Source organism: Nonomuraea sp. B19D2 (genome assembly GCF_040137845.1).
Taxonomy (GTDB): Bacteria; Actinomycetota; Actinomycetes; order Streptosporangiales; family Streptosporangiaceae; genus Nonomuraea.
Genome location: NZ_JBEFAK010000013.1, coordinates 83,458 through 98,373, shown reverse-complemented (window position 1 = coordinate 98,373; position 14,916 = coordinate 83,458). Strand labels below are relative to the sequence as shown.

Annotated in this window: 15 protein-coding genes and 1 pseudogene; 10 read left to right on the top strand and 6 right to left on the bottom strand. The window is 68.7% G+C overall.

Annotation, left to right across the window (positions count from 1 at the left end; genetic code table 11):
- Positions 1–4: 4 nt before the first annotated feature.
- On the bottom strand, positions 5–1,450 hold the full coding sequence (locus ABN273_RS24345) for a pectinesterase family protein (protein ID WP_349451289.1): 1,446 nt from the start codon (positions 1,448–1,450) through the stop codon (positions 5–7).
- Between the two features lie 145 nt (positions 1,451–1,595).
- Between ABN273_RS24345 and ABN273_RS24340 the strand changes: the two genes are divergently transcribed.
- The 4 genes and pseudogenes from ABN273_RS24340 to ABN273_RS24330 all read left to right on the top strand — a co-directional run bounded on the left by ABN273_RS24340 (position 1,596) and on the right by ABN273_RS24330 (position 7,144).
- Entirely contained in the window at positions 1,596–2,468 is an 873-nt protein-coding gene (locus ABN273_RS24340; protein WP_349451288.1) for a nucleoside hydrolase, read from the top strand.
- A gap of 150 nt (positions 2,469–2,618) precedes the next feature.
- A pseudogene (locus ABN273_RS59585) lies at positions 2,619–3,101 on the top strand (AAA family ATPase); the annotation flags it as partial.
- Between the two features lie 90 nt (positions 3,102–3,191).
- Entirely contained in the window at positions 3,192–5,048 is a 1,857-nt protein-coding gene (locus tag ABN273_RS24335) for an ATP-binding protein (RefSeq protein WP_502911126.1), read from the top strand.
- Positions 5,049–5,056: 8 nt separating this feature from the next.
- On the top strand, positions 5,057–7,144 hold the full coding sequence (locus tag ABN273_RS24330; protein WP_349451286.1) for an ATP-binding protein: 2,088 nt from the start codon (positions 5,057–5,059) through the stop codon (positions 7,142–7,144).
- A 53-nt stretch (positions 7,145–7,197) separates the two neighbouring features.
- Here ABN273_RS24330 and ABN273_RS24325 read toward each other — a convergent pair whose 3' ends face one another.
- Positions 7,198–8,580, bottom strand: a complete 1,383-nt coding sequence (locus tag ABN273_RS24325; protein WP_349451285.1) for a hypothetical protein — start codon at positions 8,578–8,580, stop codon at positions 7,198–7,200.
- A gap of 329 nt (positions 8,581–8,909) precedes the next feature.
- Between ABN273_RS24325 and ABN273_RS24320 the strand changes: the two genes are divergently transcribed.
- Complete coding sequence (locus tag ABN273_RS24320) at positions 8,910–9,056, top strand: hypothetical protein (protein WP_349451284.1); 147 nt, start codon at positions 8,910–8,912, stop codon at positions 9,054–9,056.
- Positions 9,057–9,143: 87 nt separating this feature from the next.
- Here the strand turns inward: ABN273_RS24320 and ABN273_RS24315 are convergent, their stop codons facing one another.
- Both ABN273_RS24315 and ABN273_RS24310 read right to left on the bottom strand, forming a co-directional pair.
- Entirely contained in the window at positions 9,144–9,686 is a 543-nt protein-coding gene (locus ABN273_RS24315) for a hypothetical protein (RefSeq protein WP_349451283.1), read from the bottom strand.
- Between the two features lie 138 nt (positions 9,687–9,824).
- Entirely contained in the window at positions 9,825–10,094 is a 270-nt protein-coding gene (locus ABN273_RS24310) for a GntR family transcriptional regulator (RefSeq protein ID WP_349451282.1), read from the bottom strand.
- Positions 10,095–10,314: 220 nt separating this feature from the next.
- On the opposite strand from ABN273_RS24310, the gene ABN273_RS24305 reads away from it, so the two are divergent.
- The 5 genes from ABN273_RS24305 to ABN273_RS24285 all read left to right on the top strand — a co-directional run bounded on the left by ABN273_RS24305 (position 10,315) and on the right by ABN273_RS24285 (position 14,023).
- Positions 10,315–10,527: a DUF397 domain-containing protein gene (locus ABN273_RS24305; RefSeq protein ID WP_349451436.1), complete on the top strand. Its 213-nt coding sequence runs from the start codon at positions 10,315–10,317 to the stop codon at positions 10,525–10,527.
- Positions 10,528–10,610: 83 nt separating this feature from the next.
- Positions 10,611–11,015 carry a hypothetical protein gene (locus ABN273_RS24300; RefSeq protein ID WP_349451281.1) on the top strand — a complete coding sequence of 135 codons (405 nt, stop codon included), beginning with the start codon at positions 10,611–10,613 and terminating at the stop codon, positions 11,013–11,015.
- A 118-nt stretch (positions 11,016–11,133) separates the two neighbouring features.
- On the top strand, positions 11,134–11,388 hold the full coding sequence (locus tag ABN273_RS24295) for a hypothetical protein (protein WP_349451280.1): 255 nt from the start codon (positions 11,134–11,136) through the stop codon (positions 11,386–11,388).
- A 154-nt stretch (positions 11,389–11,542) separates the two neighbouring features.
- The gene (locus tag ABN273_RS24290; RefSeq protein WP_349451279.1) at positions 11,543–13,498 is read left to right on the top strand and encodes an alpha/beta hydrolase; all 1,956 of its coding nucleotides are present in this window, start codon (positions 11,543–11,545) and stop codon (positions 13,496–13,498) included.
- An 84-nt stretch (positions 13,499–13,582) separates the two neighbouring features.
- On the top strand, positions 13,583–14,023 hold the full coding sequence (locus ABN273_RS24285; RefSeq protein ID WP_349451278.1) for a hypothetical protein: 441 nt from the start codon (positions 13,583–13,585) through the stop codon (positions 14,021–14,023).
- 129 nt (positions 14,024–14,152) lie between these two features.
- Here ABN273_RS24285 and ABN273_RS24280 read toward each other — a convergent pair whose 3' ends face one another.
- Both ABN273_RS24280 and ABN273_RS24275 read right to left on the bottom strand, forming a co-directional pair.
- On the bottom strand, positions 14,153–14,500 hold the full coding sequence (locus tag ABN273_RS24280) for a hypothetical protein (protein WP_349451277.1): 348 nt from the start codon (positions 14,498–14,500) through the stop codon (positions 14,153–14,155).
- A gap of 86 nt (positions 14,501–14,586) precedes the next feature.
- A complete protein-coding gene (locus ABN273_RS24275) occupies positions 14,587–14,889 on the bottom strand; it encodes a hypothetical protein (RefSeq protein ID WP_349451276.1) in 303 nt (100 codons plus the stop codon).
- Positions 14,890–14,916 lie beyond the last annotated feature (27 nt).

The following is a 14,916-nucleotide window of genomic DNA, read 5'->3' as shown; positions in this document are numbered from 1 at the left end:
GACCTCAACGGCGCCCCGGCTCGGGATCCCATCCGCCCAGGACGAACGCGGGATCGCTCCACTGCTTCGCCTCGGCCGCCGTCATCTGGCGTGAGCAGGCCAGCCGCTGCGAGGTGTCGATCGCGCGACCGGTGGTCAGGTCGGTGCTGCCGTACTCCCAGAAGGCGAGACTCTGCGCCTGTGCGCAGTCGTTCGGGTCGATCACCCAGCCCACGGGGGCGATGTGGCCGTCCATCCTGGTGTCGATGAAGACCGCCTGGCTGTGCGTGAACCGCCACACGGCGCTGCGGCTCAGCGTCACCGAGCCGTCGGGCACGCCGGGGGCCCGGGTCAGCTTGGTGCGGACGAACACCGCTCCCGGGCGGGTCCCGTCGTTGCGGCTCTGCGAGATGTAACCGGCGTCCGTGGACTCCAGCACCGAGTCCTGGATGAACACCGTGCCGGTGCCCCACACGAAGTCGGTGTCGCCGCTGATCCGGCTGCGGGTGACGAAGCCCTTGCCCTGAAGGCGCAGGGTGTCCTGGTGGCTGCGCAGGTCCACGCGCTCGAGCGTGATCCGCTCGTTGTTGCCCCTGAACGCCTCGGCCTGCGAGCCGCCGTCGGGTGTCGTGTTGTGCAGCGTGAGGTCCTGGATCCGGAAGTCGGCCGCGTCCACCCCGAACATCGCCCGCCAGCAGTTGTGCAGGTCCGAGGTCTCCAGCACGCGGCGCGGGCACACATCGGCCGGCCCGCCGTCGCTCAGCGCCTTGTCGCCGTTGCGCAGGTCGTTGTTGGCGTACCGGATCACGGTCCGCCCCGCGCCGGCGCCGCGGACGGTGATGTGCGGGCGGTCCTCGCGCACGTAGACGATCTCGGTGTAGACGCCGGGCCGCACGTCGATGGTCACGGGCTCCCGGTTGCCGTGGGGAACGGCGTCGACGGCGCCCTGCACGGTGCAGAAGTCACCGGTCCCGGTCCCGGAAACCGTCAGGTGCCGGCCGTGAGCGCCCCGCTTGCGGGTCCTGAACTCCCACTTCCCGGGCTCCCGCACTCCGTCGAACCCCGCGAACACGCCCGGTTCGACGGTGACGTAGTACTCCTGTCCGTACTCGAGCTGCCGGTGCAGGTAGACGCTGGCCGTGCTGCCATCGATCACGATCGATTCGTACGAGAAGTCGTGCGGCAGCCCCCCGTCCGAGACCGCGGCGCCGATGTTCTTCCTGTCGGCCTTGGCGGCGGCGGCCTCGACGCGATCGACCAGCGCCCCGTCGGCACGGCGCACCTCGATCGCGCCGGACGGGCCGAGCGCGGGAGGCTCGGGGAAGGTGATCTTCAACGGCGCGTCGACGCAGGTCCCCATCGCCTGGCCCGGCACCGAGAACCGGACCTCCGATCCGGGGGAGGCGGCGGCCGGGGTGATGGGGGACAAGGCGAGCGCCGTCGCGACGAGCGCGGTGATCGTGGCCTTCACATTCACCTCTCGAGGAGCGAATGGATATTGGAGATTGAATATATATGTAGACGTCTTCGCGGGGACGGTCAAGGGGAGCTGAGGTCTTGTCGGTGCCCAAGATGCGTGGCATGTCTCAAGTGACTTACTTTCGAAAGGGGCCACGATGAATACTTCGACCGTGCGCGTCATCTTCGACACCGACATCGGCACCGACGTCGACGACGCGCTGGCGCTCGCCGTGCTGCTCGGCTCGCCGGAGGTCGACCTGCTCGGCTGCACGACCGTCTACGGCGACACGCGGCTGCGGGCGCGCCTGGCCAAGCGGCTGGCACGCCTCGCGGACCGGTCCCTGACCGTCGTCCCCGGGGCCGGCCGGCCCCTGACGGACCGGCCCGTCTGGTGGGCGGGGCACGAAGGCCGCCTCTTCGCCGACCTGGACGCCGAGCAGGTGGACCAGGGGGACGCGGCGGCGTACCTGGTGGACCAGGTGAGCCGCGCGCCCGGCCAGGTGGACGTGGTGGCGGTGGGGCCCCTCACCAACATCGCCAACGCGATCACGGCCTCCCCGTCCTTCGCCCGGGACGTTCGGCACCTCTGGATCATGGGGGGCCGCTTCGACGGCCCGAAGCCAGAGCACAACCTGAAGTGCGACCCGGAGGCGGCGGCCATCGTCTTCGGCTCCGGAGCGCCGATCACGGTCACCGGGCTGGAGATCACCACCACGGTCCGGATGGACGCCGCGGACGTGGCCGCCATCGCGGAGGCCGGGGCGCTGGGGAAGGCCTTGAAGGCGGAGATCGAGCAGTGGTGGCGGTTCTGGAACGAGGAGTGGAACAACCCGCACGACCCGATCGCGGTGCTGACCATGCTGGTGCCTGACCTGTTCGCGGTCACCCCCGAGGGCCGGGTGGCCGTCGGGGCGGACGGGTCGAGCACGTTCGAAGAGGGCAGCGGCCGTACGCGCGTGACCACGTCGGCTCTGACGGAGCCGGTGGCCCGGGAGATCGTCCGCCGCATCGTGGCCGCCGCCGCGTAGCACGACGCGGGACTCGACCCGCCAAGGCGGTGAAGGGCAAAACTTGTTCCATGTGCGGGGGCCGATGTCGCCATGGCTTGCCAATGATTCGGTACGTGTCCCCGATATGCCCGATGAGCAGGCATATTGTCCGGGTGGTCAGCACCTGCCATGAGCATATGTTGGTTGTATCGGCTCTTGTCGGCGAATGGTGACCTACTCGTCAAGTCAAGCCGGTGCGAGGCATCGATGACCACTGCCACATTGCGTACTTCGGCCCCGACGTACCTCAGCGGGCTGCCCGCTGAGGTAACCAGTTTCATCGGGCGTAAGCACGAAGTAGCGGAAGTCAAGCGCCTGCTGGCTGACGCCCGCCTGGTGACTCTCACGGGGCCAGGAGGCGTCGGTAAGACCCGGATTGCCCTGCGCGTCGCCGCCGACCTGCGACGGGCCTTCCCCGACGGGGTCTGGCTGGTCGAACTCGCCGAACTGGACAACCCGGCGCTGCTGCCCCAGGCCATGGTCGCCGCGTTGAAGATCCAGGAGCACTCGGCCCGGCCGCCCGTCCAGGTGCTCAGCGAGCACCTGCGCGAGCGGCGGGCGCTGGTCGTCCTGGACAATTGCGAGCACGTCCTCGACGAGTGCACCATGATGGCCCAGACGCTGCTGCGCTCCGCCCCGGAGCTTCGCATCCTGGCCACCAGCCGGCAGACGCTGGGAGTCGCCGGCGAGCAGGCGTTCCCCGTGCCGACGTTGCCGCTGTTGAGCGGCGAATCCCAGCGCTCCACGCCATCCGCTGTCTCCGATGCGGTACGGCTCTTCGCCGAGCGGGCCACGGCCGTGGTGCCCGGTTTCACCGTCACGGACGAGAACCGGGACGCGATCGAGCAGATCTGCCGCCGCCTGGACGGCGTGCCGCTCGGCATCGAGCTCGCCGCCGTGCGACTGCGCGTGCTCTCGGTTCACCAACTGCTCGACCGGCTGGACGATCTCTTCGGGCTCCTCAGGGCGGGACCGAACATCGCGCCCCGCCACCGGACGCTCCGCGCCCTGATCGACTGGAGCCACGGGCTCTGCACCGAGAACGAGCGCCAGCTGTGGGCCAGCCTCTCGGTGTTCACCGGCAGCTTGGATCTGGAGGCGGCCGAAGCGGTCTGCGGTGGGGACGGCATCCCCCGTGACGAGATCATCGATCTGGTCATCGGCCTGGTGGAGAAGTCCATCCTGATCCGGGAGGACCACCCGTACGGGGTGCGATACCGGCTGCTGGACACGATCCGGCAGTACGGGCGCGAGCGCCTCGTCGACTACGGGCAGGAGCAGGAGCTGAAACGCCGGTATCGCGACTACTACCGGCAGCTCTCACGTGAGGCGCAGGCGCAGCTGTTCGGCCCGGCGCAGGCCAAGCTGCTGACCCGGCTGCGCGCCGAGCATCCCAACTTGCGGACGGCCCTGGAATACTGCCATGCCGAGCACGCCGGGCTCTGCATCGACATGGCGAGCGACCTGCTCGACCACTGGATCACCAGCAGCCACCTGGGCGAAGGACGCAACTGGCTCGAACAGGGACTGGCGGACGTCGCCGGCCGGTCCGAGGTCAGGGCCCGGGCGTTGTGGGCGTGCGGCTCGCTCGCCATCATCCAGGGCGATCCGGCCTCGGCCATCGGGCTGCTGGCCAGGAGCAGGACGCTCGGCGAGCAACTGGGGCTGGAACCGGTGCTCGGCTATGTCGCGCTCTACTCCGGAATGGTCGCCATGCAGGGGGGAGACACCGCATCGGCCATCGGATCCTTCGAGGAGGCGGTGACCCATCATCGCGCCGGCGGAGATCCCGCGGGCGAAGTCCAGGCGCTGACCTGGCTCTCCCTCGCGCACTCGTTCATCGGCGACTCGGAACGCGCCGTCGCCGCCGCCGAAGAGAGCATCGCCATCTGTGACGCTCATGGCGAGAGCTGGCACAGGGCGTACACGATGACGGCGCTCGGCATCGAGCTCTGGCGCCAGGGCGACACGCGGCGCGCGACGGCCTTGGAGCGGGAGAGCCTGCGCGTCTTCAACACGCTGGGCGACTCGGTCGGGGCCGGGGTCAGCATCGAGGTGCTGGCCTGGATCGCTGCCTCACAGGGCGAGTACGCGCGGGCCGGCGAACTGCTGGGCATCCTGCGCAACCTCTGGGCGGCGATCGGCGCGCCACTACTGGGATTCGGCCACCTCGTCCGATACCACGAGGAATGCGAGGACCGTACCCGTGGTGCCCTTCGCGAACAGGCCTTCCAGGCCGCCGTCAAGAGAGGCGCCAGGCGCTCCCCTGACCAGGCGCTCGCTTACGCCCTCACGGAGGAAGAGCCGTCTCGCGGCCGATCCGGTGAGGCCGACCCGTACTCGCCACTCACCCCGCGGGAGGCGGAGATCGCCCAGCTCATCGCCAAGGGAATGAGGAACAAGGAGATCGCGGCGGCGCTGGTGATCGCTCAGCGCACCGCAGAAAGCCACGCCGAACACATCCTGCAGAAACTCGGCTTCACCTCCAGGGCCCAGATCGCCGGCTGGGTCGCAGAGCGTGCCCGCCCCGCCGGCGAGGGAGCTGCCGGCGGCGAGTGAGCATGCCCGTGAAAGACACGATCTGGAACGTCCAACAGCCGGCGGGGGACTGGCAGCAGACCGACGCCACCGGTTTCGTCGGACGACGGCACGAGATCGCCGAGGTCAGGCGGATCCTGGCCAGGACCCGCCTGCTGACCCTGACCGGCGCGGGCGGGGTCGGCAAGACCCGCCTGGCACGACGTGTCAGCGAGCTCCTGCCGCAGCGCTACCGGGACGGGGTCCGGCTGGTGGAGCTGGCCACCATCGACGACGAGGACCTGCTGGCCCCGGCCGTGGCCGCCTCGTTGGGGATCCACGACCGCACGCCGGACCTCGTGGCCCTGCTGACAGAGCATCTGGCGGACAAACAGCTGCTGCTGGTGCTGGACAACTGCGAGCACCTGCTCGGCGCGTGCGCCCGGCTGGTGCACCAGCTCCTGCGCGGCACCTCGCGGCTGCAGATCCTGGCCACCAGCCGCCAGTCACTCGGGGTGTACGGCGAGCAGGTGCTGCCGGTGCCGTCATTGCCGATCCCGCAGCCCGGCGACAGTACCCGCGACATCGCCCGGCGGGACGCCGTGCGCCTCTTCGCGGAGCGGGCGGCGACCATCCGGCCGGGCTTCCTCGTCAACGCGGCCAATGCCCAGGCGGTCGCCCGGCTGGCCTGGCGCCTGGACGGGATTCCGCTGGCCATCGAGCTGGCGGCGGTACGGCTGCGGACGACCTCGGTGGAAGACCTCGTGAACGAGCTCGACGAGCGCCTCGAAGTGGCGGCCGAGGCCGGCTCCGGCAGGCTCGCCCGCCACCAGACTCTGTGGGCGACCATGGAATGGAGCTTCGGGCTGTGCTCGTCCGGCGAGCAACGGCTGTGGGAGCGGCTGTCGATGTTCGCGGGTGGTGTGGACCTGGAGTCCGCCGAAGCCGTCTGTCCGGGGCAGGGGCTGGCACGCGAGGACGTGCTGGATCTGATGATGGGGCTCGTGGACAAGTCCATCCTGAGCGGAGACCAGCACGGCACCGGAGTCCGCTACCGCATGCTGGAGACCATCCGCGCGTACGGCCGCGAACAGCTGTCCGCACTGGACGCCGAGGCTCTGCGCGAGCGCTACATCGGCCACTATCGCCGGCTGGCGGATCGAGTGCGCGTGGACCGGGCGGAGCCGGACCAGATCGATCGCATGCGGGCGCTGAAGCTGGAGCTGCCCAACGTGCGCGTCGCCCTCGATCTCTGCTTCGGCCGGCCCGGCGACGCCCCCGCCGGTTTGGAGATCGCCTCCGAGCTGTGGGCCAACTGGCTCGTCGCCGGTGCTCTCGGCGAAGGCCGGCACTGGCTGAAACGCGGCCTCGCGCTCGTGCCCGGATCGAGCGTCAGCCGGGCGATGGGCCTGTGGGCCGACGGGCTGCTCGCCTACTACCAGGGCGATCCGGTGGCGGCAGCCGACGCGCGGGAGTGCCTGGCGCTCGCGCGGCAGCTGAAGGACGAGGCGGCGCTCGCGTTCGCCGTCCAGCTCTCCGGCGTCGCGGCGTTGTGCGAGGGCGACATAGAGGGCGGGCTCGCGCTCCTGGAGGAGGCCCGCACCCTGCACTGGGCGAGAGGCGACATCCACGCCGTGGGGGTCACCCTGTACCTCGCCGCCATCTTCGCCGCCACGATGAGCCCGGACCGGGCCGCCGAGTACGGTGAGGAACTCGTGATGTTGTGCGAGAAGCGCAACGCGGCCCTCTTCCGCACGTACGCACTGTACGGGGTCGCCATGGCCCGCTGGGAGCAGGGCGAATGGCAGCAGGCCGAGGCCGGCATGCGGGAGGTGGCCGCGTTCTGGGGCGCCGCCGACGACCGGTGGGGCCTGCCCAATTGCCTGGAGGTGCTGGCCTGGACCGCCGGGGCACGCGGCCGGCACGAGCGCGCCGCCCGGCTGCTGGGCGCCGCCCACCTCCTGTGGGAGGCGGTCGCCTGCTCTCCGATGCGGCTGCGCCTGCACGCGAGATCGCACCAGGAGTGCGCCGAGCGGGCCCGCCGCGCGCTGGGGGCCCGGGCGTTCACGGCGGCTTTCCGGGACGGCGCGCGGCTCGAGCTGTCCCGGGCGGTCGCCTACGCGCTGGAGGAGCCGTGACGAGCACCACCAGCCCCCGCTGTGCTCTGTACTGGTGTCCGAGCGTGTCACAGCTACTTGAGGTCGGAGACGAAGGTCTTGGCCAGCCGGACGACGGCTGACTGCGCGACGGAAGACTCGAAGGCCGGGGCCAGGTAGCCGGGGCTGCCCACGATGCCGCCGCCGGTTGTCGTACCTCGGTAGGTGAATTCGAGCGTGCGGTCGCCAAGGAGGACCTCGACCAGGACCTCGTGGGTGGTGCCTTCCTCGGGGCGGTTCGGCCGGTACGTGGAGGACACCACGGCGAACGCCTTCTCCCCGAGGCCGGAGATGTTCTGGCGGACCTCGTAGTCGGTGTGGATGTTGGCGTCGCCGACGCCGCCCTTGGCGTTGTAGCGGTCGAACTTCTTGGCGGCCCGGTCGAACTGGAACTTCGAGCCGAAGCCGTCCTTGCCCCAGTTGGTCAGGTGGATGACCAACGTGCCGCCACGGGCGGTGAACTCCTGGCCGGGGCTGTGTTTGACGACCTCGCTGATCTTCCAGGTGCAGCTGGTCTGCTGGATGCTGCCGGAGTTGCCGCCGACGGACGGGCCCTCGACGGTGGGGAAGAAGGCCGACTTGATGTCGGAGGTGGTGAGGATCGCGCAGGGGCCGGAGAGCTTCACGGCGGCGGCGTCCTTGGCCATCTCGGCGGTGATGAGCTCGGCGACCTTGCCCGTGGCCTCGCGGACCGAGTCGCCGGTTGGGTATTTGTCGCCGGTCCGGTTGTCGCCGCCGTACGAGATCTCGATCAGCCAGGGGCCCTGCCGCACGTACACGGTGGCGAAGAGGCCGCTGCGGCCGATCGAGCTCTGGCTGTACGACGCGTCACCGAAGGTGAGTTCCTTGAGCGGGCCGAACGTGGAGCCGGTGGTTTTGCCGTCGATCCGCTTGCCGTCGCGGACGTTGACGCGGCGTTCATACGATTTCTTGTCGCGGTCGAACTGGTCCTTGGCGTAGTCGAGCGCGTTCTGGGACCTGCTGCTGCGGGCCTCCACGGAGATCTTCAACGAGCGGTAGCCGAGAACGCCGGAGCCCACGTCCATCTTGCTGTTGTTCCACGAGCAGGCCGCGTGCTTCTCGGTCTCGGTGGCCACGCTGGTGGACGCGTCGTTTCCGCCGTACTTGCCGTCGGTGACCAGAGTTTTGCGGTACGCGTCGGGGATGGCGGCGCAGAGCTGGTCGCCGGTGAGCGCCCGCAGTTTCACCGCCGCGACCGTCGGTGTCGCGGACGCGACGGCCTTCCGCCGGGTGGCGGAGGTGGTCGCGGCCGGGCGAGGTTCGTCGCTGGACGCGCGTAGGAGCAGCCAGCCGCCGGTCGCCAGACCGCCGATCATGAGGGAGCCGAGCACGACGATCAGCCCGATCAGTAGCCCCTTCCGGCCGCCGCGGCGAGGCGGCTGAGGTGCCGGTGGCAAGTACCCACCGGTCTGCCGGCCCTGCGCTCCGTGTCCCTGAGGCTGCCCGAGCGGCTGGCCCTGCGGCCACTGGGGATGAACGGACCCGTTGGACGGCGGGTACGGCGTGGGCATCGCGACCTTTCAACCGGCAGATGGCTGGTCGCGACTCTACGGAGAGCTGAATGCCCGGTCTGTCAGGTGAACACCCGACAGGATGATCACGTTTTGGCGACTCCCCGGGAAGAAGAATCGCAAGAAGTCCGCGTGAGGTGGCGGGTTAGCGTCTTCCTCTACAGTCGGACAGTGGCTCACGATGACGATGCGACGGTGATCCGCGCGACCGAAGCGTGCAGGTCAGGGGTGTCGGAGAGGAGCTGGGCCTTCAGGTGGCGGTGCGCGGCAAGCTGGAGCCACTGCGCGCGAAGATGACCAAGCTTGCCGACCGCGGCTGGCTGCACAAACGCCCCGACGGGCGGTTCACCGCACGCCCGTAACCGCGCGAGGCGCGTGCGAGCGGGCATCGGCACTGGGCCGAGATTCAGACGAACCCATGAGCAACTCGGCTGCTCGCGTGTCGTGCCCTACAGCAGGTACATGATCGATCCGTCCTTCTGAACACCGGTCACCGTGTCTGGCGAGTTCGGATACACAGGGACTGGGGCGAGCAGTGCTGCCGCAGCGGCCACGAAGTGGGCCTCAATGTACCCGCCGTGGCGATAGCGGCTGTCGTGAGTGTCGGCGGTGACGAAGACGTTGTCGCGTATGCCCTGACGCGTTGGGTGGAGGAACCTCCGTTTCTCGTGGATTTGCGCCCAGGGATAGACCAGGCCACTGCTGGTAGCGGCCCACGAGCCCCCCGTCATCCTGTGAGCATGAGCAACTACGCAGACCTCGTCGGTACGAGTCAGGTTGGTGTTGGCCAGGGGTTCTTCAGGGTCGTAACGGCGGAACACGCGGGCGCCGTGGTCGCGGGCAAAGACGAAGAACTCCCGGGCACGCTCGCTTAAGCGCGCAAGTTCTTGTTCCGCCGTACGTTGCACCTCAGCATGGTGTGCGGCTGCGGACTCGGCGTCACTCCTCAGCCGGCGCGCGTGAGCGGCGGCAGCATCTTCCAGATCAGACATGCATCCCCTCCGAATGCTTCTCGCTGCCTTAGTGAAGCAGGCATGACAGCTGAGTGACATCCCCTACGGCATCGCCTGACGACTCAGCTTGCCCTTGCCAGAGCCAGCTCAAGTGCTCAGTGGATCGCCTTGTCGACGTCAACTGCTGTCCGGAGCTGCGCGCTGTGACCTCTTCGGCTTGTCTTCGCGAACAAACGAGCCTCGCCCCGGAATGGTCTCGATCAATTTGAGATCGTCTCGCAGGTAGGCGATGGCCTGGCGAACAGTAGGGCGCGAGACCTCTAGCTCGCGCTCGAGCTGCACTTCTGAGATGACGTCGTTGTAGCCGATCTCACCTGCCTCGATCCTGCGCTGGATCTCGTCCGCGACCTGACGCCACTTCGGGATCCGTGGGTTGTATTCGATCACGGCTCAACTCTAGATAGACCCTGTGTGGCAGGCATAGAAGGGTCTATATGCTCCTATGATTATCGACCTTTACAGGGGATGATAGGTTGTGCCACTATGGCTGACGTGCGCGGGACCTCGGCATCTGGAGGCGGTTGCAGGTGGTGTCTCTAGTCCAGTCGCGCTCACACGCAGCGCAGGTACGCCCGTTATCCGAGGTGGGACGGAAGGAGATCGCGTGATGGATCTGTACGGCAGCAAGCTCGGCGAAGTGTCGTTCACCAAGCTGTGCGGCGGAAACCAGCAGGAGGAGAACATGGAGAGCTGTGTCCTCATCGCCCCGATCCCCGGCGTAGCGGACGCCTACGCCCTGCGTGACTCGAAGAACCCGGACGCCGGGACCCTCCGGTTCACGGGTGATGAGCTTCGTGCGGCCGGGATAGCCACTATCTAGGCGTCCTCCGAGGACGGCGGTCCCTGCTTGATCCAAGCAAACAGGGGCCGCCGCCTCCCGGAATCGTACGGGAGCTCCCCACCATGCACTGGCACGGCTACCACTGGATCGGCGCCGGAGTCGATCGCGCCAACGAGGCCGAGCGTCGGCCGAGCTCGTCCGACTTCCTCGCTTCGGTGCTGCCGCCGATGCGGACCGGCGACTGGCTGGCCAAGCCCGCATCACGGATCGCGGCGACGTTTCACGGGGCCGAGCAGGCGGCGGGCTGGATGGCAGGCGAGTACGCGAAGGTGCGCGAGGCGCTTCCGCTACCCGAACGGGTGCCTCTTGAGGACCGGCTGGAGATCGCCCTTGATCTACTGCCCCGGGGTGTGGACGTGCAGTGGGGCGAATGGCTGCAGGCAGGCCGGTTCGCCACGATCGGCGTGATCTGCTGCCCGAACCGGCACGTCGCCCACCCCTGCCCGGCCCGCCGCCCCTCCGGGTGACGTGCGGGCGGCCCGCTCAGTGAGACCACCGCGTTGAGTCGCACCCGTTGCCCGGAGCTGGACATCACGATCGGCCTTGGAGGTCGGCATGACGATGGAGGAATTTCACGGTACGCACGTGAAGCCCCTGAAGGAGGGGCACGTTGCCATCGACTGGTCCGACCCGGTGGCCAGATGCAACTCCGTCAGGGTCCGAAGCTACACGTGCGACTGCTTGCCGACGGTCTACGAGCTCTGCGCGGCGGGCGGCCTCGGCCATATCCGCCGAACGGAGAGGTCGACCAAGGGCGACCGGATCAGCGAGAGCCCGTGGCTCCGGGACACGGAGGCGAAGCGCCTGTGGCACGACCTCCTTGACGGGGAAGCGAGGTAGCGTTTTCGCAGGTGAACGAGCTGGGGGGCGTTCTGGAGGAAAGCCCGGCCCGCCAACTGCGCCTGATCGTGCTCGACCGCTCAGCGGCGGCCGCCGATAACGGCTGGCTATGGCCGCCCGCCGGACGGCGGAGAGTGTGTCACCGTCAAAGGTTGTGGCAGGTGACACGGCAGGGTTGGAGGAGGCCCTCACCCGGGCGCTTCGACTGGCCGGCGACCACGTCGGCGCGCTCGACTCCAGCATGCGCTATATGGCGGCACACGCCTGGGTGGGCGGCGGCGCGGGCCCCTTCACACAGGCCATGGGCGACCAGCGCGCCCGGTTGCAGCGCGCCTTCGAAACCGCGGTCGCGCAGATCGCCGAGCGCATCCGCGCTCTCGGCGGGAACGCCGCTGCGCCGTCGCTGTCCACCCCGCTCGCCGCCGCCCCATCCGCGCGCGGCGGCTACGCCGGGATGGACGTGGAGGCGATGACTCGCATGGTGGCGGACCTGGAGCGTGCCGGGCACGAACTCCCCGCCGCGGGAGGTCGGCTCTCGGTGGCGCTGGCCTCCGCAGGCATCAGCGCCGCGCCCGCCAGCCAGGTTGGAAACGTGGGCGCCTGGGCCGGCGGACAGGTCGCCGACCTGCGCAGACGGCTGACCGTGCTCCAGCGTCGCCCCGATGGTGAGATGGCTACCGCGGCCGTGCTCGGCTTCGGGCTGTTCGGCGAGTCCGCCCCCGACCCGGGCCGCGTCGGCGACGTGCTGGCCGCCGCCGCGGCCGGTGACCCCTCGGCGCTGAAGAAGGTGATTGAGGCGCAGAACACCGGCAAGGACTCGACCCTCGCCGCCCGGGTCAGCGCCTGGTGGCAGATGCTCGACCCGGCCGCCCGCCAGCGGCTTATCGACACCGCGCCGCAACTGGTCGGCTCGCTCAACGGCGTGCCCGCCGCCACCCGCGACAGCGCGAACCGGGCCTACCTGGCCCTACGCAAGGACGCCATCGCCAAGCGGCTGGCGGAGCTTCGGGCCCTGGACGAGTCCCTGGCGAAGGGGATCATCGCGGCGGACGCGTGGCGGAGGATGAGCACGCGCCGCGAGATCGAGGCGTTGGAGGCGCAGCAGCGGCAGATCGAGGCCGTCACCAAGAGCCTGGCCCTGGGCGGGGTCAACGGCCGCCCGCCCGCGCTCCTGCTCGCCCTCGAACTGGGCGGGCTCGGCAAGGCCGCCATCTCCTTCGGCGACCCCGACAAGGCCGATTCGGTGGTCACCTCGGTGCCGGGCACGGGCAGCAAGCTTGAGGGGATCGGCGGTGACGCGGCCCGCGCCGGAACCCTGTGGGATCAGGCCGACGCGTCGGCCCCCCAGGTGAAGTCCGCCTCGATTGTGTGGCTCGGCTACACGGCCCCGCAGCTCGACGCGGGGATCCTCCATGCCGATACCTCTGTGGCCTCACCCCATCTCGCCCAGGCCGGGGCCGGGCCGCTGGCTGGCTTCCTCGACGGCCTGCACGCCACGCACCAGGCGGCCGGCGCACCGCGGTTCACCGTTCTGGGCCACAGCTACGGCAGCGTGGTAACCGGCATCGCCGCCCAGATGAGGAAGGGGACGTTCGCCGATCAGCTCATTCTCGTGGGCAGTCCAGGGACGATGGCGTTGCGGGCGGGCGATCTGGGAGTCAAGCAGGTCTGGGTGGGAGAGTCGCCGCAGGACCCCGTAGCCGACCTGGGCCATCTTCCGTTGAGCGGTGGGCGGCACCCAATCACGGGCGTGCTGCAGCCCGCATTCCCGAACGGCCCGGGTCCTTTCGGAACCGACCCGAGCAACATCGCCTTCGGTGCCCAGCGCTTCCGTGTCGATGTGACACCGGTCTCGGGCCTCTTGGGTTTTACTGGATACGACATCGGAACCCACTCCGGCTATTGGGACGATGACTCTACCTCGCTGAGGAACATGGGATCCATTATCACGGGTCAGTACGATGATGTGCTGAAGCTGCCGACGCCGAAGCCGGTGTCGCCTCCGACGCTGCTGCCGACGCCATCACCAGTTCCGTCACGCCCTTCTCCGGAACCGGTGTCCCCGCCGTTGCCCGCCCCGCAGTCCTCGCCCACCCCGCCGGGAGAGTAGATGTTCCGCTCCGTGAGGTTGATTATGGCAGCCGCGATCCTTGTCGCCGGCTGCGCGCCCGGCGGATCTTTGAGAGGAGGAGCGATGAACGCATCGGCAGACAAGCCGACGATCAGCAAGGCTCAGGCGCTCGTCCGGATCGAGCAGCTCATCAACGGGACCGTCGCCATCATCCGTCCCAAGCCCGTGCCGGAATTGCACAGGCCTAGCCTCAACGACAGCCTATGCCTCGACCCGCTCGACGGAGGTTCGGAAGAGCGGATCGTGGTCAACCGCAGGTATTTTCTGCGCGGACTGCCTAAGGGCGCGCTCAAAGAGGTGATTGCCCAGGTGAAGGCGTACTGGCAGAGCCAGGGACATTACATCCAGGCAGAGTCCGAGAACGGCCTCCAGCTCTATGGGCGCTCCCGCCCCGACGACTTCCTCATCACCATCGGGAGGTCTGCGGGTGACGTGCTCACCTTGGGCGCCACCTCGACCTGCTTGTGGCCCAACGGTACCCCCGAGCCCTCCTCCACGCCCTGAACCCCCTCCAGTAAGAACGCGAACGATCATCCGGGTAGTCGTTCTTCTCGACGTCCGCTTCGCCTGACACTGTCTCAGGCGCAGAGGAGGCGCAGCTCCGGTGTCTGCGGGAGCGAAGACATGCACTTCCTAGACTTTGAGCCACTGGATCTGCCGCGCGCCCAACTCAACGGCGGCCTTGCACAAAGCGGGAATATGGGAGCCGTCGGCAGTGAGCAGGCGGCCCGGGGCGTTGGCGGAGGCCGCCGTGGCAGTCACGAGCGCGTCTATGACGTTGCTATGACCATCGAGTCCGGCGTACTCCAGCAGCCCCGCCGCCAAATCGGCCAGTTGCTCGGTGACAGGCACGATCACCAACCGAGAGCGGAGCCAGCGCATGCGGGCCGCGGCCTGTCCGGTCCTGCGCTGCTCGGCGAGGGTAACGACACTGATGGTTGCTGCATACCCGTCCTCACGGGACACCTCCACCAGGTCCACAGTGCTAGCGTGGTCGTCGGCGAGGAGCGAGAGAGCCTGAGCGTCGAGCACCAATAGCGGTCCGGCAGTTGTCGCCGGGAGCTGCTTCAGGCGTCGCGCCACCGACGCCTCGCTTGCTCCAATCGCTCTTCGCTGATAGGGCCGTGCTGGCGCTCGTACTCATCGACTATCTCGCCTGTCTTCATCAAGGCGAGCCAGTGTTGGGCGGCTTTGGCCATGAAAGCAGAGAATTCGCCACGGCCGATGCGCGCATCGATGTCGGCGGCGAGTTGCTCCGGCATACTGATGGCCTTTTTGACCTTCGGGCCAGGTATGTCGTGGGCAATGTAGAGCGCGGCCCGAGATGACTCCGCGCAGTCGGGCGTGGCTGCGCTGGCTGCAGCGTTCATAGCTCTATCATACCATTGGTATGATGA

Excerpts from the sequence above, each read along its gene's own strand:
- ABN273_RS24340 (WP_349451288.1), top strand. The coding sequence starts at position 1,596 with ATGAATACTTCGACCGTGCGCGTCATCTTCGACACCGACATCGGCACC.
- ABN273_RS24315 (WP_349451283.1), bottom strand. The coding sequence starts at position 9,686 with ATGTCTGATCTGGAAGATGCTGCCGCCGCTCACGCGCGCCGGCTGAGG.
- ABN273_RS24305 (WP_349451436.1), top strand. The coding sequence starts at position 10,315 with ATGGATCTGTACGGCAGCAAGCTCGGCGAAGTGTCGTTCACCAAGCTG.
- ABN273_RS24300 (WP_349451281.1), top strand. The coding sequence starts at position 10,611 with ATGCACTGGCACGGCTACCACTGGATCGGCGCCGGAGTCGATCGCGCC.
- ABN273_RS24285 (WP_349451278.1), top strand. The coding sequence starts at position 13,583 with ATGAACGCATCGGCAGACAAGCCGACGATCAGCAAGGCTCAGGCGCTC.
- ABN273_RS24275 (WP_349451276.1), bottom strand. The coding sequence starts at position 14,889 with ATGAACGCTGCAGCCAGCGCAGCCACGCCCGACTGCGCGGAGTCATCT.